Origin of the sequence: Paenibacillus filicis (genome assembly GCF_038070315.1) — a bacterium.
Classification (GTDB): Bacteria; Bacillota; Bacilli; order Paenibacillales; family NBRC-103111; genus Paenibacillus_G; species Paenibacillus_G filicis.
This window is the reverse complement of the sequence record NZ_JBBPCC010000018.1, coordinates 76,673-99,814: the sequence shown is the minus strand read 5'-3', so window position 1 is coordinate 99,814 and position 23,142 is coordinate 76,673. Positions and strand designations below refer to the sequence as shown.

The 23,142-nt window shown below is 53.9% G+C and carries 20 protein-coding genes, 3 tRNA genes and 1 pseudogene; 18 read left to right on the top strand and 6 right to left on the bottom strand.

Translation table 11 applies throughout. The features are described from left to right. Nucleotides 1–139 precede the first annotated feature (139 nt). From WMW72_RS24480 to WMW72_RS24455, 6 genes and pseudogenes are all read left to right on the top strand, one after another. Nucleotides 140–1,108, top strand: a pseudogene (locus WMW72_RS24480) (undecaprenyl-phosphate glucose phosphotransferase); the annotation flags it as partial. A 126-nt stretch (nt 1,109–1,234) separates the two neighbouring features. Beyond that, nucleotides 1,235–2,668 (top strand): LolA family protein, encoded by a 1,434-nt coding sequence (locus WMW72_RS24475; protein ID WP_341418202.1) that lies wholly within the window; start codon nt 1,235–1,237, stop codon nt 2,666–2,668. Nucleotides 2,669–2,914: 246 nt separating this feature from the next. Beyond that, nucleotides 2,915–4,105, top strand: coding sequence for an alanine racemase (gene alr, locus WMW72_RS24470; protein WP_341418201.1), 1,191 nt, complete (start codon nt 2,915–2,917; stop codon nt 4,103–4,105). Nucleotides 4,106–4,339: 234 nt separating this feature from the next. Then, on the top strand, nt 4,340–4,621 hold the full coding sequence (locus WMW72_RS24465; protein WP_072331191.1) for a CopG family ribbon-helix-helix protein: 282 nt from the start codon (nt 4,340–4,342) through the stop codon (nt 4,619–4,621). Between the two features lie 3 nt (nt 4,622–4,624). Continuing rightward, a complete protein-coding gene (locus WMW72_RS24460) occupies nt 4,625–4,975 on the top strand; it encodes a type II toxin-antitoxin system PemK/MazF family toxin (protein ID WP_072331189.1) in 351 nt (116 codons plus the stop codon). Nucleotides 4,976–5,041: 66 nt separating this feature from the next. Beyond that, nucleotides 5,042–7,276: a Tex family protein gene (locus WMW72_RS24455; protein WP_341418200.1), complete on the top strand. Its 2,235-nt coding sequence runs from the start codon at nt 5,042–5,044 to the stop codon at nt 7,274–7,276. Between the two features lie 83 nt (nt 7,277–7,359). On the opposite strand, the gene cmpA is transcribed toward WMW72_RS24455, so the two are convergent. Next, nucleotides 7,360–7,503: a cortex morphogenetic protein CmpA gene (gene cmpA / locus WMW72_RS24450; protein WP_341418199.1), complete on the bottom strand. Its 144-nt coding sequence runs from the start codon at nt 7,501–7,503 to the stop codon at nt 7,360–7,362. Between the two features lie 79 nt (nt 7,504–7,582). Continuing rightward, the gene (locus WMW72_RS24445) at nt 7,583–7,948 is read right to left on the bottom strand and encodes a hydrolase/acyltransferase (protein WP_341418198.1); all 366 of its coding nucleotides are present in this window, start codon (nt 7,946–7,948) and stop codon (nt 7,583–7,585) included. 141 nt (nt 7,949–8,089) lie between these two features. Here WMW72_RS24445 and WMW72_RS24440 point away from each other — a divergent pair, with 141 nt between their 5' ends. The 3 genes from WMW72_RS24440 (at nt 8,090) to WMW72_RS24430 (ending at nt 8,755) form a co-directional block, all read left to right on the top strand. Beyond that, the gene (locus WMW72_RS24440) at nt 8,090–8,566 is read left to right on the top strand and encodes a SprT family protein (RefSeq protein WP_341418197.1); all 477 of its coding nucleotides are present in this window, start codon (nt 8,090–8,092) and stop codon (nt 8,564–8,566) included. Between the two features lie 18 nt (nt 8,567–8,584). Further along, nucleotides 8,585–8,660: transfer RNA gene (locus WMW72_RS24435), tRNA-Asn, on the top strand. Nucleotides 8,661–8,667: 7 nt separating this feature from the next. Continuing rightward, nucleotides 8,668–8,755: transfer RNA gene (locus WMW72_RS24430), tRNA-Ser, on the top strand. 363 nt (nt 8,756–9,118) lie between these two features. Here WMW72_RS24430 and corA read toward each other — a convergent pair. Then, nucleotides 9,119–10,051, bottom strand: a complete 933-nt coding sequence (corA, locus tag WMW72_RS24425; RefSeq protein ID WP_341418196.1) for a magnesium/cobalt transporter CorA — start codon at nt 10,049–10,051, stop codon at nt 9,119–9,121. Nucleotides 10,052–10,395: 344 nt separating this feature from the next. After that, entirely contained in the window at nt 10,396–10,596 is a 201-nt protein-coding gene (locus WMW72_RS24420; protein WP_341418195.1) for a hypothetical protein, read from the bottom strand. A gap of 73 nt (nt 10,597–10,669) precedes the next feature. On the opposite strand from WMW72_RS24420, the gene WMW72_RS24415 reads away from it, so the two are divergent. From WMW72_RS24415 to WMW72_RS24390, 6 genes are all read left to right on the top strand, one after another. Next, a complete protein-coding gene (locus WMW72_RS24415; protein ID WP_341418194.1) occupies nt 10,670–12,985 on the top strand; it encodes a sensor histidine kinase in 2,316 nt (771 codons plus the stop codon). Nucleotides 12,986–13,071: 86 nt separating this feature from the next. Continuing rightward, nucleotides 13,072–13,491 carry a pyridoxamine 5'-phosphate oxidase family protein gene (locus WMW72_RS24410; protein ID WP_341418193.1) on the top strand — a complete coding sequence of 140 codons (420 nt, stop codon included), beginning with the start codon at nt 13,072–13,074 and terminating at the stop codon, nt 13,489–13,491. A 96-nt stretch (nt 13,492–13,587) separates the two neighbouring features. Next, nucleotides 13,588–13,670, top strand: a tRNA-Leu gene (locus WMW72_RS24405). A 223-nt stretch (nt 13,671–13,893) separates the two neighbouring features. Then, nucleotides 13,894–14,082 carry a YjfB family protein gene (locus tag WMW72_RS24400; RefSeq protein ID WP_341418192.1) on the top strand — a complete coding sequence of 63 codons (189 nt, stop codon included), beginning with the start codon at nt 13,894–13,896 and terminating at the stop codon, nt 14,080–14,082. Between the two features lie 372 nt (nt 14,083–14,454). Next, nucleotides 14,455–15,222: a glycerophosphodiester phosphodiesterase gene (locus tag WMW72_RS24395; RefSeq protein WP_341418191.1), complete on the top strand. Its 768-nt coding sequence runs from the start codon at nt 14,455–14,457 to the stop codon at nt 15,220–15,222. A gap of 73 nt (nt 15,223–15,295) precedes the next feature. After that, nucleotides 15,296–16,666, top strand: coding sequence for an S-layer homology domain-containing protein (locus WMW72_RS24390; protein ID WP_341418190.1), 1,371 nt, complete (start codon nt 15,296–15,298; stop codon nt 16,664–16,666). Between the two features lie 141 nt (nt 16,667–16,807). On the opposite strand, the gene WMW72_RS24385 is transcribed toward WMW72_RS24390, so the two are convergent. Further along, nucleotides 16,808–17,251: a DUF2621 domain-containing protein gene (locus WMW72_RS24385; RefSeq protein ID WP_341418189.1), complete on the bottom strand. Its 444-nt coding sequence runs from the start codon at nt 17,249–17,251 to the stop codon at nt 16,808–16,810. A 174-nt stretch (nt 17,252–17,425) separates the two neighbouring features. Between WMW72_RS24385 and WMW72_RS24380 the strand changes: the two genes are divergently transcribed. Next, nucleotides 17,426–18,553: a deoxyribonuclease IV gene (locus tag WMW72_RS24380; protein WP_341418188.1), complete on the top strand. Its 1,128-nt coding sequence runs from the start codon at nt 17,426–17,428 to the stop codon at nt 18,551–18,553. Nucleotides 18,554–18,660: 107 nt separating this feature from the next. Continuing rightward, complete coding sequence (gene purU / locus WMW72_RS24375) at nt 18,661–19,554, top strand: formyltetrahydrofolate deformylase (RefSeq protein ID WP_341418187.1); 894 nt, start codon at nt 18,661–18,663, stop codon at nt 19,552–19,554. Between the two features lie 117 nt (nt 19,555–19,671). Here the strand turns inward: purU and WMW72_RS24370 are convergent, their stop codons facing one another. Then, nucleotides 19,672–20,817, bottom strand: a complete 1,146-nt coding sequence (locus WMW72_RS24370) for a GGDEF domain-containing protein (RefSeq protein ID WP_341418186.1) — start codon at nt 20,815–20,817, stop codon at nt 19,672–19,674. A gap of 315 nt (nt 20,818–21,132) precedes the next feature. Here WMW72_RS24370 and tkt point away from each other — a divergent pair, with 315 nt between their 5' ends. Next, nucleotides 21,133–23,136, top strand: coding sequence for a transketolase (tkt, locus tag WMW72_RS24365; protein WP_341418185.1), 2,004 nt, complete (start codon nt 21,133–21,135; stop codon nt 23,134–23,136). The last annotated feature ends 6 nt before the right edge of the window (nt 23,137–23,142 follow it).

Here is a 23,142-nt window from a genome sequence, read left to right as displayed (position 1 = left end):
GCATAGTGAGGATGAAGAATATGTATGAGCCATACGCGAACGAAGGAAGCTGGTTTCTTTTGTAAATCCGGTTTTTTCTTGCAGTTTACCGGCATCTGCATCTGTAAAAACCTCTGGCCAAACTTGTCCAGTTGGGCCGTTTGTCCTGATCCTGGGTGCCGGAACACTCGGAAGGAACTTCTACCACAATCTGATGCAGCATCCTGAGCTCGGCTACGAAGTGGTAGGCTTCCTGGATGATTACCACGAGAACCACGAACCCGGTTTCGAGAGCTACAGCAGCATTATTGGCCGGGTGGATGAGTTGGAGAGTGTGCTGGGCTCAGAACTGGTGGATGAGGTCATTATTGCGCTTCCGCTAGCTGCGCACAGCAAGTATGGACGCATTATCAACACGTGTGAGAAGGCAGGCGTGAAGACGCTCATTATTCCCGACTATTTCGATTTCCTGCCATCGAGGCCGTACTTCGATAATTTCGCGGGTATGCCGCTGATCAACGTTCGGGATATCCCGCTCGACGAGATGCGCAACCGGTTCTTTAAACGGCTGTTCGATATAGCGTTCTCTTTGGCGGCCATCATTATGACTTCGCCGCTATTGATTCTGATTGCGGTCGGGATCAAGTTCACGTCGCCGGGGCCGGTCATTTTCAAGCAGGAGCGTGTCGGGTTAAACAGACGGAACTTCATGATGTACAAGTTTCGTTCGATGCGTGTGCAAAGTGAAGACAGCTCCGATACGAAATGGACGACCGAGAACGATCCGCGCAAGACGAAATTCGGCTCGTTCCTTCGGAAGACGAGTCTGGATGAGCTTCCGCAGTTTTGCAATGTGTTGTTCGGCCATATGAGTGTCGTCGGACCGCGTCCGGAGCGTCCTTTTTTCGTCGATCAATTCAGGGAAGAGATTCCGAAGTATATGGTCAAGCATCATATCCGTCCGGGGATCACAGGCTGGGCTCAATCCAATGGACTCCGCGGCGATACGTCGATCGAGGACCGGATCAAATACGATATTTTTTACATTGAAAATTGGACTTTTCTATTCGATATTCGGATTATCTGGAAGACGATCGTCAATGGATTCATCAATAAGAATGCTTACTAGCTCCTATAACCTCACGGTTATAGGAGTTTTTAGTTCCTGGCCCAACCTTGTCTGCATAATCGAACAACCCCCCACATAGACATGTTATCAGATGCAAATCGATAATGTCGTGGAGGGATGAAGGCTATGCGGCGGTTCAAATGGGCGGTGGCTCTGATGCTGGTCTTGAGCTTGGTACTTTCGGGGTGCGGGCTGATCGGAAAGAAGGATGCGGGCTCGGTCGTTAAGGATCTGGATGGGGTTGTGAGCAAGCTGAGTAGTTATCATGCTGAGGGACGAATGACACTGAATACGGGCACGGAGCCGCAGGAGTATGCGGTTGAGGTCTGCTTTATGGCAGATTCGTATTACCGGATTTCGTTGACGAATGCGAAGAAGGATATTACGCAAATTGTACTGCGCAATGACGACGGCGTATTCGTTCTGACGCCGCATTTGAACAAGAGTTTCCGCTTTCAGAGTGACTGGCCGGAAAATCAGGGACAGGTTTATTTGTACCAATCGCTTGTTCAATCCATTCTTATAGACAATGAGCGGCAGTTCACCAAGGATGAGAACTCGTACGTCTTCGACGTAGAGGCGAATTACCAGAACGGCTCGCTGGCCCGTCAGAAGGTATGGCTGGACAAGAAGAATTATGCGCCACAGCATGTGGAAGTGGCCGATGCCAATAATAATGTGATGGTTATCGTGAAGTTCGATAAATTCGAATTCGGTACGAAGTTCGAGAAGGATCAGTTCGACATGCAGCGTAATATGACGGGGACGAGTATGAAGACGCTGCCGACGGTAGGTCATGATCACGGAGTAGCGGGTAAAACGGGAGCTGCCAAGGGTACGAAGGATACGGCGGTAAGCGGGCAGGCAGGAGGCCAAGGCCAGAAAGCAGGTAGCGCAAGCGGCAGCCAAACCGACAGCAAGCAGCCAGCCCCTGCAGGCAGTGACAAAGCGACTGCAGGAAACGGTGCAGCAGCCGGCAAGGCGGCTCCTGGAGCTCAAGCACCGGCAACAACAGATAAAGCGACTGCGACGTCAGGCGCAGCTGTCAGTGGTCAAGCCGCAAATGGAGCTGCAGGAACTACAGGCACGAACAAAGCAGCAAACGGAACTACAGGCACCGATAAAGCGGCAAATGGAGCAGCCCCAGGCGGAGGTCAGACAGGAGCAGCAGCCTCTAAGTCCGGCGCATCGGACAAAGCATCTACAGCAGGAGCTAATCAGCTCTCCTTCGGCATCATTGAGCCTAGCTATATGCCGAGCGGCGTGAAGAAGCAGGATATGACGGAGATCAAGCTGGGCGAGGACAAAGCCGTCATGCTCCGTTACTCAGGCACCTATAGTTACACGCTGATCGAGTCGCGGCCCAAAGAAAAAACAGCGTCCATCCTGCCGGGGGATATTATGGATCTGGGCTTCACCTTGGGCGTCGTAACTGGAGATGCGAAGAGGACGCTGACCTGGACTTATGACGGTGTTGAATTCCGGCTGTCGACAGGCGATCTCCCGGATACGGAGATGATCAAGGTGGCCCAGGCCGTTCAAGGCGAGATGGGGAAATAGATAGTAGCGTTTAGCCATAGGATAAGAGCCTCGCAGCTGCAGAGTTGCGGGGCCTGCTTGTTTTTCCGGGGCGGCGTGAAATAAAGTATGGTTCCTCGAATAAGTATAGATATCGCAGAGGTATGGGGGCAATTGGCAGCAGACTGTAGTGTCACGCTCCCATCACCAATCTATCGGTTGACAGTCCCAGAGAGCCGGATTAACATGGGGATATTGCATCAAATGAGGCAGAAGAAGGTGGAGTAAGTGGATTCATTTTATCGGCCGACGCGGGTCGAGATTTCGCTGGATGCGCTGCGCCATAACCTGGAGTCGTTCCGCGAGGCGCTGCCTGCAGAGGTGCGCATGATGGCGGTCGTGAAGGCGGATGCCTATGGGCATGGCGCCGTTGAGGTGTGCCGCGAAGCGCTGAGCTGCGGAGTTGAATATATCGCCGTCGCGTTCTTGGACGAAGGCTTGGAGCTGCGCAGAGCAGGCATTACCGCGCCGATTCTAGTGCTGGGGTACACGCCTCCAGAAGGGCTGTTAACGGCCTGGGAGCAAGACATTGCATTAAATGTATATACGGAAGAGGTCCTGATGGCATGGGAACGGCTGGTGCTACCTGAGGCCAAGGCACGTCCCCTTCGTATACATATTAAAATAGATTCCGGCATGAACCGGCTCGGGATCGGAGACGCTGAAGCGGCGATCCGGTTCATAGAGCGGGCGCGGCACACGACGGGCATCGAGGTCGAAGGGGTGTTTACCCATTATGCCTGTGCCGATGAGGCGGATAAAAGCCATACCCGCGGCCAATACGATCGCTTCACGCAGGTGGTTCGTCATTTTCAGGAACGGGGCATCGAATTTCCGTACATACATGCGGGCAACAGCGCCGCAGCGATCGATTTGCCGACGATGACGTTCAATATGGTGCGTCTGGGTATTGCCATGTACGGGCTATATCCATCGGAGGAAGTCAACAAGACGCTGATAGAGCTGGAGCCTGTACTCAGCATCAAGACAGGCGTCGTGATGGTGAAGCAAGTCTCTGCTGGCGAGGGCATTAGCTATGGGGCCGTGTACCGGACGAGTGGTGAAGAGACGATAGCGACGCTGCCGATCGGCTATGCCGACGGCTTCTCCCGGATGCTGACGGACAAGGCGCAGGTGCTGATCCGGGGGCAGCGCGTCCCGGTCGTTGGAAGAATTTGTATGGATCAATGTATGTTGAATGTGACCGGACTTGCCGATATATCTATGGAGGAAGAAGTTGTAATCCTAGGCATGCAGGGCCAGGAGCGGATTACCGCTGAGGAGCATGCAGCATGGCTCGGGACGATTAATTATGAAGTGGTCTGTATGATCTCACACCGGGTTCCCAGGGTGTATGTGAAAGGTGGAAGGGTGGTACGATCGGTGAATCCGCTGCTTCGCCATTTGTGGGAGCAGTAGGCTCTAAGAAGGACAAAATCCCAGGTGGATGGAATTTCCACTGCATATTTTGCTGAAACTTGAGAGGATTTTCTTTCTTTGCCGCGAATATGTAAGGGTAGCATACTCAGAAGATCACGTGCGGTATAACATAATTGATATACTCAGAGCATATATTGATCTTGTATATTTTTACTGGAAGATTGCCATAATGGAAATAAGCTTTTTGTATGTCTCTTGGGGGTGCATGAATAGGTGGCCAATGCTCATAACACGAAGCGCATCATGATCAGTTTGCCGGACTATCTGCTGGAGGAAGTGGATCACCTGGTGGAGAAGGAGAACTCGAACCGCAGCGAGTTTATCCGCCAGGCGATGAAGCTGTATCTCGGCGAGCGGAAGAAACGGCATCTGAGGGAGTCGATGCAGCGCGGGTACATGGAAATGGCGAAAATCAATCTCAATATGGCCTCGGAAGCCTTCCAGGCGGAAGAAGAAGCGGATCTTACGCTTGACCGTCTCGTTAGCGGGGTGTAGCCATTGATTGTCAAACGTGGCGATGTTTTTTTCGCGGATCTCTCACCGGTTGTCGGTTCGGAGCAGGGAGGGATTCGTCCTGTGCTGATCATTCAGAATGATATTGGCAATCGCTTCAGTCCCACGGTGATCGTGGCGGCGATTACGGCACAGATTCAGAAGGCCAAGCTGCCGACTCATGTGGAGATTGACGCGGAAGCGCACGGGTTTGACAGAGATTCCGTTATTTTGCTTGAGCAAATCCGGACGATTGACAAGCAGCGTCTGACGGACAAGATTACGCATTTGGATGATGAAACCATGCGCAAGGTCGATGATGCGTTGCAGATTAGCGTTGGACTGATCGAGTTTTGATGATGCGGCTCATGAGCGGGGGTGTCTGATGCCCTCGTTTTTTTGTGCCCGGGAGGAGACGGAGAGATGGCGAACGAACAAGGGAAGCAAGTCAGCCAAACAGGAGCAGAAGAGACTGTAACCATGGAGCTGACGGAGGAAAAGAAGGCGGCCATTCAAGAGCGGATCACGAGGCAGATCGCAGACGAGCTGCAGATTGGCGGCGGTCGGGTCAAGACGACCGTCGGCCTGCTGGACGAGGGCAATACGATCCCTTTCATCGCGCGGTACCGCAAGGAAATGACGGGCGAGCTGGATGAAAACCAGCTGCGCGACATCGAAGAGCGTCTTACGTATCTGCGCAACCTGGAGAGCCGCAAGCTGGAAGTGATGCGCTTGATCGAGGAGCAGGGCAAGCTGACCGGCGAGCTGCGCGCTTCGATTGAGCGGGCCGGCAAGCTGCAGGAGGTTGAGGATCTGTACCGTCCTTACCGGCAGAAGCGCAAGACCCGCGCCAGCGTCGCCAAGGAGAAGGGACTGGAGCCGCTTGCCCAGTGGCTGTTATCGCAGCCGAGACAGGGCAATCTGACGGCTGAGGCTTCAAAGTATGTCAATGAAGACAGAGCCGTCTCAACAGCGGAGGAGGCCATTCAGGGCGCGATGGATATTATAGCCGAACAGGTGGCTGACGATGCGAAGATCCGCGCCTGGGTGCGCCGGCATACGTTCGAGCAAGGCATTGTCAGCACGGAGGCGCGCAAGGCCGATCAGGAGTCTGTGTACGAGATGTATTACAGCTACCAGGAGCCGGTCCGCAAGCTTCCGCCTCACCGTATACTCGCGATTAACCGGGGAGAGCGTGAGGATGTGCTCAAGGTCTCGCTGGATGTACAGACGGACCGCATTCACGACTTCATCGGCAAGCAGCTGATCAAGGGCCCGTCCGTGACCCGCGATACGCTGACCGCCGTCATTGAGGATGCGTATAAGCGTCTGCTCGCTCCATCCATTGAGCGTGAAGTTCGGGGAGAAATGACCGAGAAGGCCGAGGAGAAGGCGATCCAGGTGTTCGCGGAGAATCTGCGGAATCTGCTGCTGCAGCCGCCGGTCAAGGGCAAGGTGGTCCTGGGTGTCGACCCGGCCTACCGGACAGGCTGTAAGCTGGCCGTGATCGACGATACCGGTAAAATGCTGGAGATTGCCGTTACCTACCCGACACCTCCGAACAATAAAGTCGCCGAGGCCAAAGCCGTATTCAAGCGTCTGATCGAAAGCTATAGCGTAGAGCTGATTGTCATCGGCAACGGGACCGCTTCGCGGGAGACGGAGCAGTTCGTCGCCGAGCTGATCAGCGAAGTGAAATCCCGTAAGCTAGCTTATCTGATTGTGAATGAAGCGGGCGCTAGCGTGTATTCAGCCTCCAAGCTGGCGCAGGCGGAGTTCCCCGACCTCGACGTGTCGGAGCGCAGCGCCATATCCATCGCCAGACGGCTTCAGGACCCGCTGGCCGAGCTCGTGAAGATCGAGCCCAAGGCGATCGGCGTCGGCCAATACCAGCATGACGTGACGCAGAAGCGGCTGGATGAAAGCCTGACCTTCGTCGTCGAATCGGCGGTTAACCACGTGGGCGTCGATGTGAACACGGCGTCAGCTTCGCTGCTTTCTTACGTATCCGGAATCAACGGCACGTTGGCGAAAAATATTGTGAAGTTCCGCGATGAGAACGGCAAGTTCGCGAGCCGGACACAGCTGCAGAAGGTTCCCCGCCTCGGCGCCAAGGCCTTCGAGCAGTGCGTAGGCTTCCTGCGAATTCCCGGCGGGGGCAATCCGCTAGACAATACGCCGATCCATCCGGAGTCGTACGCCGTAGTGGACAAGCTGTTCCGCGACCAGAAACTGGATGTGTCCAAGCTGGGCAGCGAGGAGTTGAAGGCTGTTCTGCAGCGTCTGGAGCCTGCAGAACTGGCCGACAAGCTCGGTGTAGGAGTGCCGACGCTGCGCGACATCCTGGATTCGCTGCTGCGGCCGGGACGCGACCCGCGCGAGGAGCTGGAGGCTCCGCTGTTCCGCACGGATGTGCTGCAGCTGGAGGATCTGACGCCGGGGATGGAGTTGAAGGGGACAGTCCGTAACGTCATCGATTTCGGTGCCTTCGTGGATATCGGGATCAAGAACGACGGGCTGGTCCATATTTCCCAGCTTAGCAACTCATATGTCAAGCATCCGATGGATGTCGTATCCGTAGGCGATGTGGTGACTGTGTGGGTGTTGAACGTGGATGTGAAGAAGGGCCGGGTCGGCTTAACGATGAAGAAGCCTTGACCTTTATCCGCATAACAAATAGAGCATCGGCCGCACTCGGGGGCTATGCTCTATTTGGCCATTCGGCAACGTTCTTCCATCGATTAGAGCTGCGAATGGAAGCCTGGAGCTTCCGTATCGGACTTGCGGGTCCGGTAGAAATACCAGCAATCGTTAAGCAAGCGGATTTGCCGCCTGTTTTTGTTGTAGAAGGCACGCATCAATTGGTTGCAAAGCCATTGTGGCAAGACGATCAGCCCTTTCCCTCTAAGCTGCTAGTTGATATAGCATATGGGCGAGGGTACTGTACGGTGCAGGTCCGTATTTCTAGGCGAGCTCTTCTTCCTCTTCGTACCACTGCTCCAATTGAGCTTGGAGGGCACGGATTTCCGTCAGTAGGGAAACTAGCGGGTACTGCTTCTCCTGGGCTTGAAGGGCTGCGAATGTTTGCTCCAGCCTGTTGATGTAGGCGAGCCCTTGCTGCAGCTCATAGCCCGGCTTCACAATCTCCAGACCCTGGAATTCGGCGATAAAATGAGGCAGGGCCGGTATCCCCGGAACCGTCAGCTTCTCCAATTCCTTGTGCAGGCGCTGGTTAAGCGCGGCGAGCTGGTACATATGCGTAGCAGGCATTTCGACAAATTCCAGCTGGTCTTGATGCTGGAGCAGCGCGTATTTCGTTTTGGATGTCATTCTTATCTCTCCTATCGTCAGAACCGAATAAAAACTTAGTCGTGCGGGCAAGATTCCTACTTGACAGTGTAGCGTAACCTGCGGTTACAATTCAAGTGAGAAACCTACAGAGAAATGAGCTTAGGGGTGGGATCATGGAGCATGAATGATCGGCAGCTGCAGCAGTGGGTGGAGCAAATTTCGCTGTCGTCGTTTGGACGTCCTTTCGAGCATCAGGCGAGGTTTAACAAACGATTGAAATCAACGGGAGGCCGCTATTTCACCGGAAGCCATGATATTGAGATCAGCTGGCTTCAATTCGAGCAATTCGGCGAGCAGGACGTTGAGAAAATTATTAAGCATGAGCTATGCCATTATCACCTTCATATTCTGGGACACGGCTATCAGCACCGGGATGACGATTTCAAAAAGCTGCTGGCCCTTGTCGGGGGCACCCGCTATTGCAAGTCGCTGCCGGCTGATCTGCAGCGGAAGGAACCTTACCGGTACAAGCTCGTTTGTCTGGCTTGTTCGGCTGAATATTTGCGTAAACGAAAGACAGATCCGCGGCGTTTTGTATGCGGACATTGCAAAGGAAAACTCAAGCTGGTAAAGCTTGACTTGGATTCTCATTCATGATAAATTAAAAATTGTCCTTCCCTGATAGCTCAGTTGGTAGAGCACTCGACTGTTAATCGAGTTGTCACAGGTTCGAGTCCTGTTCGGGGAGCCAACATTCTGGAGAGATACCCAAGTGGCTCAAGGGGACCCTCTGCTAAGGGGTTAGACTGCGCAAGTGGTGCGAGGGTTCGAATCCCTCTCTCTCCGTAAAGATAAAAAGGCTGCCTGCATAGGCAGCTTTTTTATCTTTACGGAGAGAGAGGGATTCGAACCCGAGCAGAGGGGGCGTCGGAGCGCAAAGGCATGGCGCGCGGAGTCTCGCAGGCGGAGCCGCGAGTATCCCTCTCTCTCCGTACTCACTGGCAGCGCGTTTTCTTTTCCACAAGGAAGAGGGAGTCGAACCCGAGCAGAGGGGGCGTCGAAGCGCAAAGGCAAGGCGCGCGGAGTCTCGCAGGCGAAGCCGCGAGCATCCCTCTCTCTCCGTAAAACCAGCCAACTGGCGGCGCGCTTTTCTTTTCCGCAAGGAAGAGGTAGCCGAACCCGAACAGAAGGTACGTCCCGCCCCATCTTCTACAACCACTTCTTCCACTTAAAAATCAGCCACATCCCAATTGAAGTCGCGATCAGGACGAGCCATACGTACGCATAGCCCCACGGCCAGTGAATTTCGGGCATATTCTCGAAGTTCATCCCATACAAGCCGACAATAAACGTAAGCGGCAGGAAAATACAGCTGATAATGGTTAAGGTCTTCATAATCTCGTTCATGCGGTCCGACTTCATGCCCATCTGGAGCTCGAGCAGACCGAATAAGGACTCTCGGAACATGTCGATGGAGTCCACGACCCGGGAGATATGATCGTAAATATCTATGAAATAGACGTCGGCTTCCATCTTCATATAAGGGAAATTTTGGTGTCCGATGGTGCCCAGCACGGTCTTCTCTTCGACAATGATGCGGCGCAGCTGATGAAGAGTTCTCTTCAGTGTGAATACCTCCCGCGAAACCTGAAGGTACGGATTGCGAAAAATAGCTCTCTCCAGCCGGTCCAGCCGATCCTCGACCAGATTGATGATCTGGGTATAATCATCGACAAACCGGTCCAGCAGCCGGTATAGAATACTGCCCGGCGAAGCCATGCTCTCGTCCATCTGTAGAAAATAGCTTTTCAGCTCCTCCAGAACCGGGAGCGATTCCTTGCAGATCGTGACCACATAGTTCTCGCCGATGACGAAGGCCATTTCGGCCGTATGCAGCTGCTGGTCCAGCACAGGGAAGAACGTCAGGAAAATATGGTCCGCATAACGGTCCATTTTGGGGCGTTGATTCAACTGAATGCAATCCTCGATGACAAGGGGATGGCAGTGGAATAATTCACCGAGCACGTGCTCAACCTCGGACGGCTCTGGCTTCTCCAGATGAATCCACACGGTTTCGCCGCTATGCGGCAGGCGCAGCGGCTGTTCGGTCGCTTGACGACCGGAAGCTTCATAGACCAGCATCGGAACACCTCTTGCCTGATGGGAATAGGGAGTGATAGTGATAGTTTACCACACCCCGGAGAAGCTTCCCAAACAAGCCGGAGGCTCCGTTCAACTCGCCCGCAACAGGGTTGTCAGCAGCAGGACAGTCCGATATAATAAATTACATTGATTTAAGGTTATGGTGGAATGGCAGACACGCTATCTTGATGGGGAGCGGACATACGGCCGAGGAGGTTCGAGTCCTCGCAGGCCGCATGACGACTCAGCAGCCCTTTCGTGAAAAAAAAGGATTGTATGCTTAGCAAGCGCTAATATACAATCCTTTTTTCATTTGTTAAAATATGACTACATCAAAGGAACGATTACCATTCGGAGCGTGGTTCTAGCGTTCTTTTTGCCTTTTCAGGAAGATTGAAGGTTTTCATTACAGCATAGGACTCGACCTCAGACAGCGTTGCAACAGAAGTTTGGGAAGCGGAAGCAAGATCCTTGCTGTTCAAGCCGGTTTCTTTCATTTGCTTTACCGTTTGGTGAAGTTGAGGCGATAATTGGATGAGGTTCATAAGGGTCACCCTTTTCCGTGGAATGTTGTAACGATTTCATTATAGCAAATAATGTCGCGAAGAGGTTAAAAATATGAAGAAAAAATGGTACAAATGGATTATTTTTTTGACCCTTACCCTATCGGTTGTCTGGTGCTTAATGATCACCTTTAAATCCCCTTATTTGGGTATTTATGTTAAACTTGATGCCTCTCAAGAATGGGTGATCAAGGAATTGGATCAGGCGGGAGCCGGAGCCAATCTTCAGGTAGGAGATCGTGTGATCAGAGTGGATGGCATGTCGCCCGACCTGTCCCCGCAGATCCAGAAATGGAGGACCGTTGAGCAGGCGCGGGAAGTGGTTGTGGCCAGGGACGGGACCGAAATGACCTTGGTGATGGAGGACAGTCACATCCCGATCTATCATATGGTTCCTCTAGGAGTAGGGATCATAAGCTTGGTGATGGCTCTGCTCTTGGCTGTGAAGATGCGCCGTTCGCCTTCGGCGAGGATGCTCGCTCTCTTTTTCATGATCTGCGGGATCATTTGGCTCAGCTTCGGGGCATCGGTCCGGGGAGACGCTTTGGGCAAATTCATGATAGCTAACGGCATGATGGCCCTTCAGGTGGTTTTCCTGCATTTCTTGCTGGTCTTCCTGCAGGAGAAATGCCATGTGGTCCTGAAGAGAGGCATATTGAAATATTTGTATGCTATTGTCGTAGCGGGCGTAGGCATCCGAACGCTGTACTTTGTCCCTCCACTGGCGTACAAAGCTTATTTACTGCATAATCCGGTAACCTTGTCCTTTTTTGCGATCGTATTTTTTATCAATATCGGACTGCTGACCTACCTGTATATCAAGCATCGGCAAGAGAAATCATACCTGTCGACCATTATCAAGAGCGTCTGGGTGTGCCTGTTTATTTCCTTTCTGCCCTTCATCTGCTTCACCGTGCTCCCTAAGGTGCTGGCCGGTCATCAGATCGTGACATCGGTATACTCCAGTGTATTCATCCTGTTGTTCCCTTTATCGTTCGCGTATCTGATTGCCTCGGAGCAGCTGTATGATATCGGCAATGTTATTCGGCGCTTTGTCCTGGCCGTAGCGCTATCGCTTATTCCTTGCAGCGTGTTTACCGGCTTCTATGCGTTTGTATTCCCAGGGGATATCGATGCCCGTCACCTTCTCTTTGTCTTTGTTTCATCGGTGGTACTCGTGGCTTCAGTGCTGTACACGGCAGAGTATTTTACAACCAAGCTGGAGCCGGTGATGTTCCCGAGGAAGTTTGCTCTGCAATCTGCGCTGAAGAAAATCTCCAAGCGCCTGGAAAGCATCTCCAGCTTCCTGGAGTTAAAGGATCTGCTCGTGGCGGATATTGTGGATACGCTCGAGGTTGCAGGGGGGGCGATTGTGTTTCGGTACCCGGATACGATCGAGACGGTCGCTCACGGCAGCATCGATACGGAGGAGGTTGAACAGCTGATCCTCTCAGGCTCGCTGTCGGATCATTCTTCCTACACCTGCGTCGAGGTTAACCGGCATGAAGAATATGTGAGCTATCTGATTCTGACGCGCAAGAAATCAAACACGCTCCTTACCAGGGAAGAAGTGCAGTGGCTCCGTCTCATTACGACCTATCTGGCCGTTAGCTTGGAGAACTTGTACCTAATCCGGAAGCTTACGCTGCGCTTGGAGCAATTAGCCTCCCAGCTTCCTAATGAGCAGGCAGCCCAGGACATCCAGTGGTTCCGAAAGCTGATGTATGAGCTGCAGGAAGCGGAACGAATCCGCATCGCCACGGATCTTCATGATACGACGATGCAGGACCTGTTTTTTCTGAAAAGAAAGTTCGTGTCCCTGTTGGACAAAGTGGTGATGGACCCGGCGGACCGGAGCCATGCGGCCCATATTATCAATTTTGTTGAGCTGATTAATGCAAATCTGCGTCAAAATTGCTTCGAATTAAACCCGTTCTTGCTTAGTGAGATCGGATTGATCCCGACTATGCGGAACTGGCTGGAGCAAGAAGCCGCTAATAGTCCATTCCACATTACCTTCCGTGCGGAGAGCGGCGACCTGATTGAAGTGGAAGAACTAATCACGAAAAAGCATATATTCCGTATCGTACAGGAATGGATCAATAATGCGAAGAAGCATTCGCAAGCCTCTCATGTTACCCTTACCTTGAGTGCGTCCGGGCAGGTTCTTTGCTTAACGTATGAGGATGACGGGGTTGGCTTCGACTATCAGGAGTCCGGGCACAAGAATCAGGGACGTTACGGTATTGGCATGGAGCAGATGAGGGGGCGGGTATTGTTCCTGAACGGGCAGTGGGAAGTGACGGCAAGCCGCGGGAGCGGCGTGAAGTACCGGATTGCGGTTCCGCTGAAGAAGGCGGCATCTCTGTAAGCTTCCCGATAACTTGTCTATGTTTGGAAAGGGAGCTTTTGGGGGAATATAACGAACAGCCTAACTTTGGAAGGGAGACTTTCGTTATGCAGCAGACCCAACAGCTCGACCGGCAAATCGTAGACATTCTGGCGGCCAACCGTATTTGTTCATTCGGTACGATCGATGGCCAGAAGCCGAAGGTCCGGTATATGGCTTTATTTCATGAGGAACTGACGATTTACCTGGCTACGAACTCCAAGACGGACAAGGTGGACGAGCTGCGGAACAACCCGAATGTCCACGTATTAGTCGGCTACGATGGAAAGAAATCGCCGGATATTTTGCAGATCGAAGCTACAGCCGAGGTATGCACCGAGGACAGTCTGAGACAGCGACTATGGAAAGATTCCTTTCAGGAGTGGTTCCAGGGGCCACATGATCCCGAGTACGCGATCTTAAAGCTGACTCCACAGCGTATCGAGTATACGGGAGAGGACAAGCAAACACGCGTATGGCAAGGATAGATCCGCAGAATCCGACAAGAAGCGGGAGTTAGTCAAAATTGACTAATTCCCCCCTTTACTATTTCTTCAAAAACGATTATAATAATCAATATTCGCGCGGTTGTGGTGGAATGGCAGACACGCTATCTTGAGGGGGTAGTGGGCGTACGCTCGTGGAGGTTCGAGTCCTCTCAACCGCATATTGCAATACCTGAGAAGAAGCTCGCCTTGTATGGCGGGCTTCTTTGTTTATGACTTGCAGGTCCAGGTCTATAACCGTGACATTGCACTTAGAAATTGGTCCTTCCCGCTGAGGAACAAGAGCAGTCTCCCGCTCCCGCTTTACGGGGGAGGAGGAATTGGCGTATTATGGAAGTGTTCGAACAGCTCGGCCGGGCTGCTCGGATGACTAAGCGAATGTAGGTGATCCGATTGCAAATTCAAGCAGCCTTGAACGCTACTTCCAGTCCGGATGCTCTGAAGCAGGCTGTGGGGATTGCTCTCCTCAGCAAGACGAAGGACACGCAAGCCGCACAGGCAGCTGTGCTGCTGCAGGACTTCGCCGCCGCCCAACCGGCGCATCTGGGTAAGAACGTGGACATCCGCGCGTAGCTCTGCCTGAGGCAGTACGTACGTGTAAGCAAGCGGCGGAGCTCTGTTCCGCCATGCCTGTCTGATCGGCGCCGCTGTGCGCAGGTCAGGACAGGCTTTTTTCGTGCCCTGTCAGGCTGTGGGCATCCGCAGAATCCCGGGGCCAGCAAGCGAAAGAACGATGACGGTCAGGCTTCCGAGCGCCCCTCCAATTTCCACTGCTGGACTGTACCCGAGGCCCAGTGACACTTTCTGGCCTTTACAGCTTCTTAACGTGGGATACGGCCCATAAACCTTGAAATCGGCACAGGTACGGCGGATAATAAGGGAGGACATCAGCCGGGAGTGAACGGCTCTTGCCATCATTCATTCATGCTGAGGAGGATTACCCTTATGTCAGATCTGATTAAAAGCCCCGATTTATCTCATACGACGCCATTGATTATCGGCCACCGTGGGGCTGCGGGAGAAGCGCCGGAGAATACGCTAGCTTCGTTCCAGCTGGCACTGACGCATGGTGCGAATGCCTTGGAGCTTGATATTAATGAATCGGCAGATGGTGCGCTGATCGTCTGTCACGATCATACGGTTGACCGGACGACAGACGGCAGCGGGTACATCCACCAGCTAACTGCGTTGGAGATTGGACGGCTGGATGCGGGCAGTTGGTTCGGAGAGTCATTCGCCGGGGAGCGGGTTCCACTGCTGGCAGACGTTTTTGCCGCCATTCCTGCTGACATCATGATCAACGTAGAGGTCAAGTGTGCCTATAGTCCGCGTCTATCCGCTGAGCTACAGCGGCTGCTGAGCGAGTTCGGACGTCTGGATACGGCCGTGATATCTTCCTTTTCCCATAAAACTTTGTATCGCCTGAAGCAAGACCGGCCTGAGCTTCGCGTAGGTTTGTTGTACGTGGGGGATTTCATCGACCACAGCCGGCTGGCCGAGCTGTCGGGCATGGAGGTGTACTCCCTGCACCCGTATTATTTAAGCATGGATGCTGACGATGTGGCGCAGGCTGTAAGCCAGGGACTGCAGGTTTATCCATACACGATTAACGAGCCGGAGCAGCTGCAGCGGGCCGTCGAGGCAGGCTTCTCTGGGATCATTACGGATTACCCAGCCAGACTGCGAGAGATTCTGGAGACAAGGTCCCGGTAATTTCCTCTAAATAGGTAAAATAATATCCCGCTCCGTCCGATATAGGTTAAAGAGACGGGAGGTAGAATCAACCATGAACAAGATGCCACACCAGTGGCTGCGCCGCATTGCGGTAGCCATGACTGCGGCGGTAGGGCTGTCTGTGCTTCCGATTCAGCCGATTCAGGCCGCGAGCCGCTATAGCGATGTCACTTCTAGCTATGTATGGGCCACCAGCTCCATTGATGTCATGACAAGTAAACAGATCATAACCGGGTATCCTGACGGTCTCTTCCGTCCGGATCAGGCCATCAGTAAGGCGGAATGGACCGCCATGGTATACCGGCTATTCGACACATACCGGCCCAATGCCAAAGCAACAGATCTGAACAAGATCGCCTACTTCGCCGACGTCACCGCCGACCATTGGGCTTATAAGCCGATTATCGACCTGTACGACGCGAGCTTCCGCATCGGCGGCTTCGGTGTGGATAAGGAGGGGGAGCTTGCCTTCAATCCCGATCAGCAGCTCTCACGCCTGGAATTGGCGCAAATCCTGTATGCGATGTTCGGCAATAAGCTGGTCAGCCTGGACAAGGTATCGGATAACGACGCTTGTGCAGCTATCCAGCAATACAAGGATATGCCCGTGAGTTTGCTGGAGGACCGGCCGGCTTACGGCTTTGCCGTATCCGACGGGCGCTATACGACCAGCGGCTGGATGCGCGCGGGAGACCCTACCGTGTATAAGACGTTGATGATCGGCACAGGAACGAGCGACTGCACCCTGGGTGACGATCAGCTGTCCAATGTGCAGGCCAAGGGTCTGGCAGGGCTGAAGCTCAACGGCATCATGTCTCCGACGGACAATGGACGGTTCCGTCCCCGTGACCCCGTCACCCGGGCGGAGGCCGTAGTCATCCTGGATCGGGTCTATCATTTCCTGAAGAACAAGACCTGGTTAAATTTCTATTCGACGGTGGACCTGGATGGAAAAACAGCGACCACCCCTACAGGAAATTCTCCAACGGGAGCCGCACCGGGAACGTCGGTGCCGAACAATGCACCCGGGGGGATTCAGAATCACCCGGGAGATCCGGGCTCACGGGATTGGACGGACAAATCGGTGATTAAGCCGAGGGATTATTTCGACGAAAAGGGCGTATTGACGAAGAATGTGGCCACCGGCGGAGATCTCGAGGCGGCCGTTCAGACGCAGGGCAGCAAGTATTTGACCATCGACTTCAAGGCCAAGGAAGACGTCGATCTGTACATCGTGATGGACGGGAGAGTTTCCTTCATGAAGAAGGAAGAGTTCCCCGTTACGCTGGATGTGAACGGCATATCGTTCGTCGGCTTCCGGTCTCAGCTGCGGGATCCCAACGTGAAGAAGCCGACCAACTACAACGTTACGCTCTCTGTCAAGTTAGCCAATCAACAGCCGGATACCAAGAAGAAAAAGTAAGGGCTGTCCGAATACGAATAAGGCTTCCCTCCCCTTAGGGGAAAGGAAGCCTTATTCGTTCATGCAGCGCCGTCAGTCATCCGGCGAGCGGTCCTGACAGAGCTGCCCGCCATACCCGGATGCGGCAGTACCTGAGTCGCCTCACGCCTGGTTCAGCAGATGCTTGTAAGGCGAGTAGTCGATCTCCTTCTTGTCCAGGAAGGTGATCAGGCTCTTATAGTCCCGCTTCGGTGTCGCCAGAATGTACCCCTTGATGCAGAGATCTTGTGTGACGGCTGGAGCCTTCTCCTCCAGTGCGAGCTGTCCGATACGCGCCGCGATGGAATGCTTGGCAATATCGCGGAATGGCGTCGGAACCGGCTCGACGAGCACGTCCAGGAAAGCCTTGGCCTCATCGGTCCACAGATGCCGTGAGGCCTCCACGTAATGATTCTGCCAGTCCAGCTTGGACTTGCCGTCCGCCATCGGCAGCACCTTGAAAAACTTGCGGAACATAAAATAGCCGCCTACCGACATCGCAAACAGCAGCACGAAAACCCAGAAGATAATAAACCACATAAACGCCGGATGCGGGGCGTTACTCATCACAAATGAAACCACGCTGGTCACCTCAATTTCCATTATACCGCAATTTACCGTGCAATAAAATGCATGCCGCAGGGCAAAAGGGAAATTCCTTTCCTAGATTTCTTGCCGTATTCCTAGTAAAATATGAGGTAGTTAAGCAAGCAATCGCTAGAAAAGGGAGTGGAAGGCGACATGGTTCGAATCGGCTCACACGTTTCGTTTTCAGATAAAGGGCTGCTGAATGCAGCCAATGAAGCCGTCAGCTACGGCTCGGGTACATTTATGATCTATACAGGCGCCCCTCAGAACACGCGCCGCAAGCCGATCCAGGAGCAATACATCGACGAAGGCCGCGCAGTGATGGCGGAGCACGGCATCGGCGAGATTATCGTGCATGCCCCGTACATTGTCAATTTGGGTTCCTACAAGGACGACACCTATGAGCTTGCCGTTCGTTTCCTTCAGGAGGAGATCCGGCGCACCGATTATCTCGGCGTGAAGCAGATCGTGCTTCATCCGGGTGCGTATACGGACAAAGACGCCGATTACGGAGTCGCCCGTATTGCCGAAGGGTTGAACGAGGTACTCGAAGGCGTGAAGGATACGAATGTTCATATCGCGCTCGAGACGATGGCTGGTAAGGGCACGGAAATCGGGCGCAGCTTCGAGGAGCTGGCCTCCATCATGGAGCAGGTCGAGCGCAACGACAGGCTGACGGTTTGTCTGGACACCTGCCACGTGAATGATGCCGGCTACGACATCGTGAACAACCTGGACGGCGTGCTGGATCACTTCGACCGTACGGTAGGTCTGGATCGGCTGGCTGTCATTCACCTGAATGACAGCAAAAACCCGCGGGGCGCAGCCAAGGACCGCCACGCACCGGTCGGAGCAGGCTGGCTCGGCTTCAAGACGATGTACAACGTCGTGCATCACGATCAGTTGAAGCATCTGCCGTTTATCCTCGAGACGCCATGGATCGGCAAGGATTCCACGTCGCAGCGTCCGATGTACGAAGCGGAGATTGCGCTGCTTAGCGATACGGTGAAGCAGCGGTTCGGAGACGGCTTCTTGTCCGATGTGGAGAAGCTGGCTCATTTCTTCAAGAAGCAGGAGCTGGACCCGCGGCAATTCGTGCTGTCGACATGGGAGCTGCTGAAGAACGACGCGAAGGCCAAGAAGGCCGACGGACGCGAGCCGATGGAACGGCTGTACGACCTGATCGCCGCCGAGAGCTTGTTCCCGGAGCTGAGCGAGGAGCAGGTGAACCAGCGTCTGACCGCCTGGTTCGCAGGTGAGCATGTGCTGACAGCGGTCTAAGGATCGTTGTAGGGTAGAAGGTAAGGCTAGCGGGCAGCCGCCAGAGCAGGGAAACAACAGGCGCAAAGTCGCCCCAGATGTGTTGAATAAAGGAGTAGAGCAGGTACATGGTCCCCAAAATCACCAAGCAAAAAAACAATGCGCTCGCCAATCGGGCGCGCATGCTCGTATCGTGTCCGGACCAACCGGGCATCGTTGCTGCGGTATCCCGGTTTTTATTTGACTACGGTGCGAATATTATCCAGTCTGACCAGTATACGATGGAGCCGGCTCAGGGCGGTCTGTTTTTCATCCGGATCGAGTTCGATCTGGAGGATCTGGACAACCGCCGCCAGCAGCTGAAGGCAGACTTCTCGAAGATCGCGGAGAAGTTCTCGATGGAATGGAGCATCACGCGGGCGAGCCGCAAGAAGCGTCTGGCCATCCTCGTCTCCAAGGAAGACCACTGCCTGCTGGAGCTGCTGTGGCATTGGCAGTCCGGCGACCTGGACGCGGAGATCGCGATGGTCATCAGCAATCACAACGAGATGCGGGACCTGGTCGAGTCTCTCGGCATCCCGTATCACCATATTCCGGTAACGGCGGATACGAAAGCCGAGGCGGAGCGCCGCCATCTGGAGCTGGTGAAGGGGAACGTGGACGCGATTATTTTGGCACGGTACATGCAGATTATTTCCCCGACCTTCATCGAGCATTTCCCGAACAAGATCATCAATATCCATCACTCCTTCCTGCCGGCCTTCGTCGGCGGCAAGCCGTATGCCCAGGCGCATAACCGCGGCGTGAAGATTATCGGGGCTACGGCTCACTACGTGACGGAGGAGCTGGACGGAGGTCCGATTATCGAGCAGGATGTCCAGCGGGTCAGCCATCGGGATAATGTGGACGATCTCAAGCGGATCGGCCGCCATATCGAACGGACGGTTCTTGCCAAAGCTGTGAATTGGCACGTCGAGGATCGTGTTATCGTCCATGAGAACAAGACGGTTGTGTTCAGCTAAACCAAGCATATGAAATGAAGAAAGAAGGCCTTCATCTCCGCTAGAGAGATGGAGGCCTTCTTGGCTAGATTAGGCGGTACGGGGCGCCGCGGCTCTCTGGAGAACTGGACAAGCGGCCTACTCAGCGGCTTTCTTGGGTACAAAGCCCGGTGAGATTGAAGGCATCACGTCCTGCGGAAAGGAGTGAATGACGGTTTTATTTTTCCCTGTGCGCTTCGCTGCGTATAGGGAGGCATCGGCTCCCTTGAATAGCGCTTCCTTGCCCTTTCCCTTAGCGTACTCCTGCAAGCCGATACTGATCGTGACCGACTTGGAGTTCAGCTCCGGATGCATCGTCACGAACAGTCTCTGACGGATCAGCTCGGAGAGTCGATGGGCTTCGTCCAATGTTTTCTCGGTGAAAATAACGGCAAATTCCTCTCCGCCGTAACGGGCGACGAAATCATGTGGCGTTACCGTTTCCTTGATAATCGAGGCTACGCGCATCAGGACGATATCGCCGACCCAGTGGCCGTACGTATCGTTGATCCGTTTGAAATTATCGATGTCGAGGATCGCGAGCTGCAGGGAAAGCTCATTCAGCTCATTTTGCTCGATCAGCTTTTCCAGATACTCATGGAAGGTTTTGTGGTTGTACACATCGGTAAGCGCGTCAATTTTGGAGAGCGTATCCATGATGATGTTCTTGACCAGCAGCTCCTGCTTGGCCTCTGTGGCGTGCTTGAGGTTGTTCAGCAGCTCGATGCCGCTGCTTGTAATGGCTAGAGCGATGACCGTCGTTCCCGTGTACAGAAACAGGATGCCGATCATGTGCATGGGCTGCATCGTATGACGAAGCGGGGAGCTTAGGGCGTACAGCAGGGCGAAGCTGACCAGTACGAGGAAGAAGACCCCGGCGATTCTTTTTCGATTGAAGGCGAGAACAGATGTCAGAATGGGAAAGATGAAGATCGCGGGCACGATCCCGATCGTCGGGTTCATCACGATGATGGAGGACGCATACAGGATGCCCATCATAATCAGCAGCCAGTCGCTCTGCACATTGCGGTAGCGGTAGAGCAGGTCGACGCCTCCCGTGAGCAGCGCTAGCAGAAAGGCTTGCCAGATGAGTGACGGCAGAATGTCGGCGGGGCTGACCTGAAAATGCAGCCGCTGAATGGCAAATTCCAAGATCACCGTCAGCAGAATCGTGCTCCAGTACAAATTCAGCATTTTACGATAAGTCTGGCTCGTATTGGCCAGCGCTAGCAGTGTTTGATTCATAGATCGACTCCCGCCCGTATGTATAGTGCGAATGGCACATCTTTTTCCTGGAAAACCTTCCAACTCCTAAGTGCTAAAGTCACTAATTCGACAGTGAAATCCCAAATCCTCCGACTCCAATTAATATTTTTATATGTTTTGAAAAGCCTTGTCAAACAGGGCGGAGGCATAGGAACGCAGGGATATTCGGGAGGCATGCTTTCGGATTCGATTTGGCAAACTATAGGAGTGGATGGTACAATAAAGGATATTTGCTTAGCCTGCTTTATCACTTTGCAGCAGGAAAATATTGAATTTGAATTTGGGAGGATACTCATGACTGTTTCTAACAAGACGATCGATCAATTGTCGGTGGATACGATCCGTACGCTGTCTATCGATGCCATTGAGAAAGCGAAATCCGGCCATCCGGGAATGCCGATGGGTGCAGCTCCAATGGGCTATGAGCTGTTTGCCAAGCTAATGAAGCATAATCCGGACGCTCCGACTTGGATCAACCGCGACCGCTTCGTATTGTCCGCCGGACATGGATCGATGCTTTTATATAGCTTGCTGCATCTGTCGGGCTATGATCTGTCCATGGATGAGATCAAAAACTTCCGTCAATGGGGCAGCAAGACCCCTGGACATCCCGAAGTCGGCCATACGGCAGGGGTAGACGCAACGACTGGCCCGCTCGGACAAGGGCTCGGCATGGCGGTAGGTATGGCGATGGCCGAGGCGCATCTGGGTGCTGTCTACAACCGCGATGACTTCCATGTTATCGATCACTATACCTATGCGATCTGCGGCGACGGGGATCTGATGGAGGGGCTTTCCTCCGAAGCGGCTTCCCTGGCTGGCCATCTGAAGCTTGGCAAGCTGATCGTGCTGTATGATTCGAATGATATCTCCCTGGATGGCGAGCTGAACCTGAGCTTCTCCGAGAACGTGCTGCAGCGTTTCGAAGGCTACGGCTGGCAAGTGCTTCGCGTGGAAGAGGGCAATGATCTCGACGCGATCCACAAGGCTGTGCTGGATGCGCAGGCGGACTTCCGTCCGACGCTGATCGAGGTGAAGACGGTCATCGGCTACGGCAGCCCGAACAAGGCTGGCAAGGGCGGCCATGTCGGCCCACACGGCTCCCCGCTCGGCGTAGACGAGATCGTATTGACCAAGCGCGTATACGGCTGGGACGAGAACCAGCATTTCTATGTGCCGGAAGCGGTTCAAACGCACTTTGCGGATATCAAGCGCCGCAATATTGATCGTTTCGAAGCATGGAATGCATTGGTGAAGGCATACGGCGAGGCTCATCCGGAGCTGGCGAAGCAGCTGGAAGCAGCCATTAGCGGCGAACTTCCGGAAGGCTGGGATTCCTTGATTCCTGCGGATGTACCGGCTGACAAGGGCACACGCACAGCTTCCGGTATCGTACTGAACGCGATCGCTCAGCAGGTTCCTTCGCTGGTAGGCGGATCCGCTGACCTGGAGTCGTCCACCATGACGCATATGAAGGGTCTGGGAACGCTGACGGCCAAGGATTACAGCGGTCGCAACATCTATTACGGCGTGCGCGAGTTCGGTATGGGCGCTGCTGTGAACGGTATGCTGCTGCATGGCGGGCTTAAGGTTTTCGGCGGCACGTTCTTCGTCTTCTCCGACTATCTGCGTCCTGCGATCCGTTTGGCGTCTATTATGGACGTGCCTGCGATCTACGTGTTCACACATGACAGCATCGGCGTTGGTGAAGACGGTCCGACGCATGAGCCGATCGAGCAATTGGCTGCCTTGCGCGTCATTCCTGGCGTTACCGTGATCCGTCCTGCGGACGGCACCGAGACTGTAGGCGCATGGCGTTATGCGGTAGCTAACAAAAAAGGTCCGGTTGCCCTCATTTTCTCCCGTCAGGCTGCTGCGGCTCTGCCAGGCTCCGCACAGGGTGAAGTGGAACGCGGTGCCTATGTCATCGCAGATAGCGCGAATGGCAAGCCTCAGGCCCAGATTATCGCGACAGGTACGGAAGTCCAACTGGCGGTAGCCGCTCAGAAGCAACTGGCTGAGGAAGGCATCGCGGTACGCGTAATCAGCATGCCGAGCTGGGAACTGTTCGACCGTCAGGATCAAGCCTACAAGGATTCCGTGATCCTGCCGGAGGTCAAGGCTCGTCTTGCTGTAGAGATGGGGCATTCGTTCGGCTGGGACCGCTATGTCGGCGACCAGGGCAGCGTGCTCGGTATCGACAGATTCGGCGCATCCGCTCCGGGACCGATCGTGATTCGCGAGTATGGCTTTACGGTAGAGAACGTCGTTGACCGCGTCAAACAACTGCTTAAGTAAAAGGAG

What these genes read in the sequence shown, in the direction of transcription:
- purU (WP_341418187.1), top strand. Translation starts at nt 18,661, where the DNA reads ATGGTCCCCAAAATCACCAAGCAAAAAAACAATGCGCTCGCCAATCGG.
- WMW72_RS24455 (WP_341418200.1), top strand. Translation starts at nt 5,042, where the DNA reads ATGGCGAACGAACAAGGGAAGCAAGTCAGCCAAACAGGAGCAGAAGAG.
- WMW72_RS24475 (WP_341418202.1), top strand. Translation starts at nt 1,235, where the DNA reads ATGCGGCGGTTCAAATGGGCGGTGGCTCTGATGCTGGTCTTGAGCTTG.
- tkt (WP_341418185.1), top strand. Translation starts at nt 21,133, where the DNA reads ATGACTGTTTCTAACAAGACGATCGATCAATTGTCGGTGGATACGATC.
- WMW72_RS24390 (WP_341418190.1), top strand. Translation starts at nt 15,296, where the DNA reads ATGAACAAGATGCCACACCAGTGGCTGCGCCGCATTGCGGTAGCCATG.
- WMW72_RS24415 (WP_341418194.1), top strand. Translation starts at nt 10,670, where the DNA reads ATGAAGAAAAAATGGTACAAATGGATTATTTTTTTGACCCTTACCCTA.
- WMW72_RS24410 (WP_341418193.1), top strand. Translation starts at nt 13,072, where the DNA reads ATGCAGCAGACCCAACAGCTCGACCGGCAAATCGTAGACATTCTGGCG.
- WMW72_RS24440 (WP_341418197.1), top strand. Translation starts at nt 8,090, where the DNA reads ATGAATGATCGGCAGCTGCAGCAGTGGGTGGAGCAAATTTCGCTGTCG.
- WMW72_RS24420 (WP_341418195.1), bottom strand. Translation starts at nt 10,596, where the DNA reads ATGAACCTCATCCAATTATCGCCTCAACTTCACCAAACGGTAAAGCAA.
- WMW72_RS24395 (WP_341418191.1), top strand. Translation starts at nt 14,455, where the DNA reads ATGTCAGATCTGATTAAAAGCCCCGATTTATCTCATACGACGCCATTG.
- corA (WP_341418196.1), bottom strand. Translation starts at nt 10,051, where the DNA reads ATGCTGGTCTATGAAGCTTCCGGTCGTCAAGCGACCGAACAGCCGCTG.
- WMW72_RS24445 (WP_341418198.1), bottom strand. Translation starts at nt 7,948, where the DNA reads ATGACATCCAAAACGAAATACGCGCTGCTCCAGCATCAAGACCAGCTG.
- WMW72_RS24380 (WP_341418188.1), top strand. Translation starts at nt 17,426, where the DNA reads ATGGTTCGAATCGGCTCACACGTTTCGTTTTCAGATAAAGGGCTGCTG.
- WMW72_RS24385 (WP_341418189.1), bottom strand. Translation starts at nt 17,251, where the DNA reads ATGAGTAACGCCCCGCATCCGGCGTTTATGTGGTTTATTATCTTCTGG.
- WMW72_RS24370 (WP_341418186.1), bottom strand. Translation starts at nt 20,817, where the DNA reads ATGAATCAAACACTGCTAGCGCTGGCCAATACGAGCCAGACTTATCGT.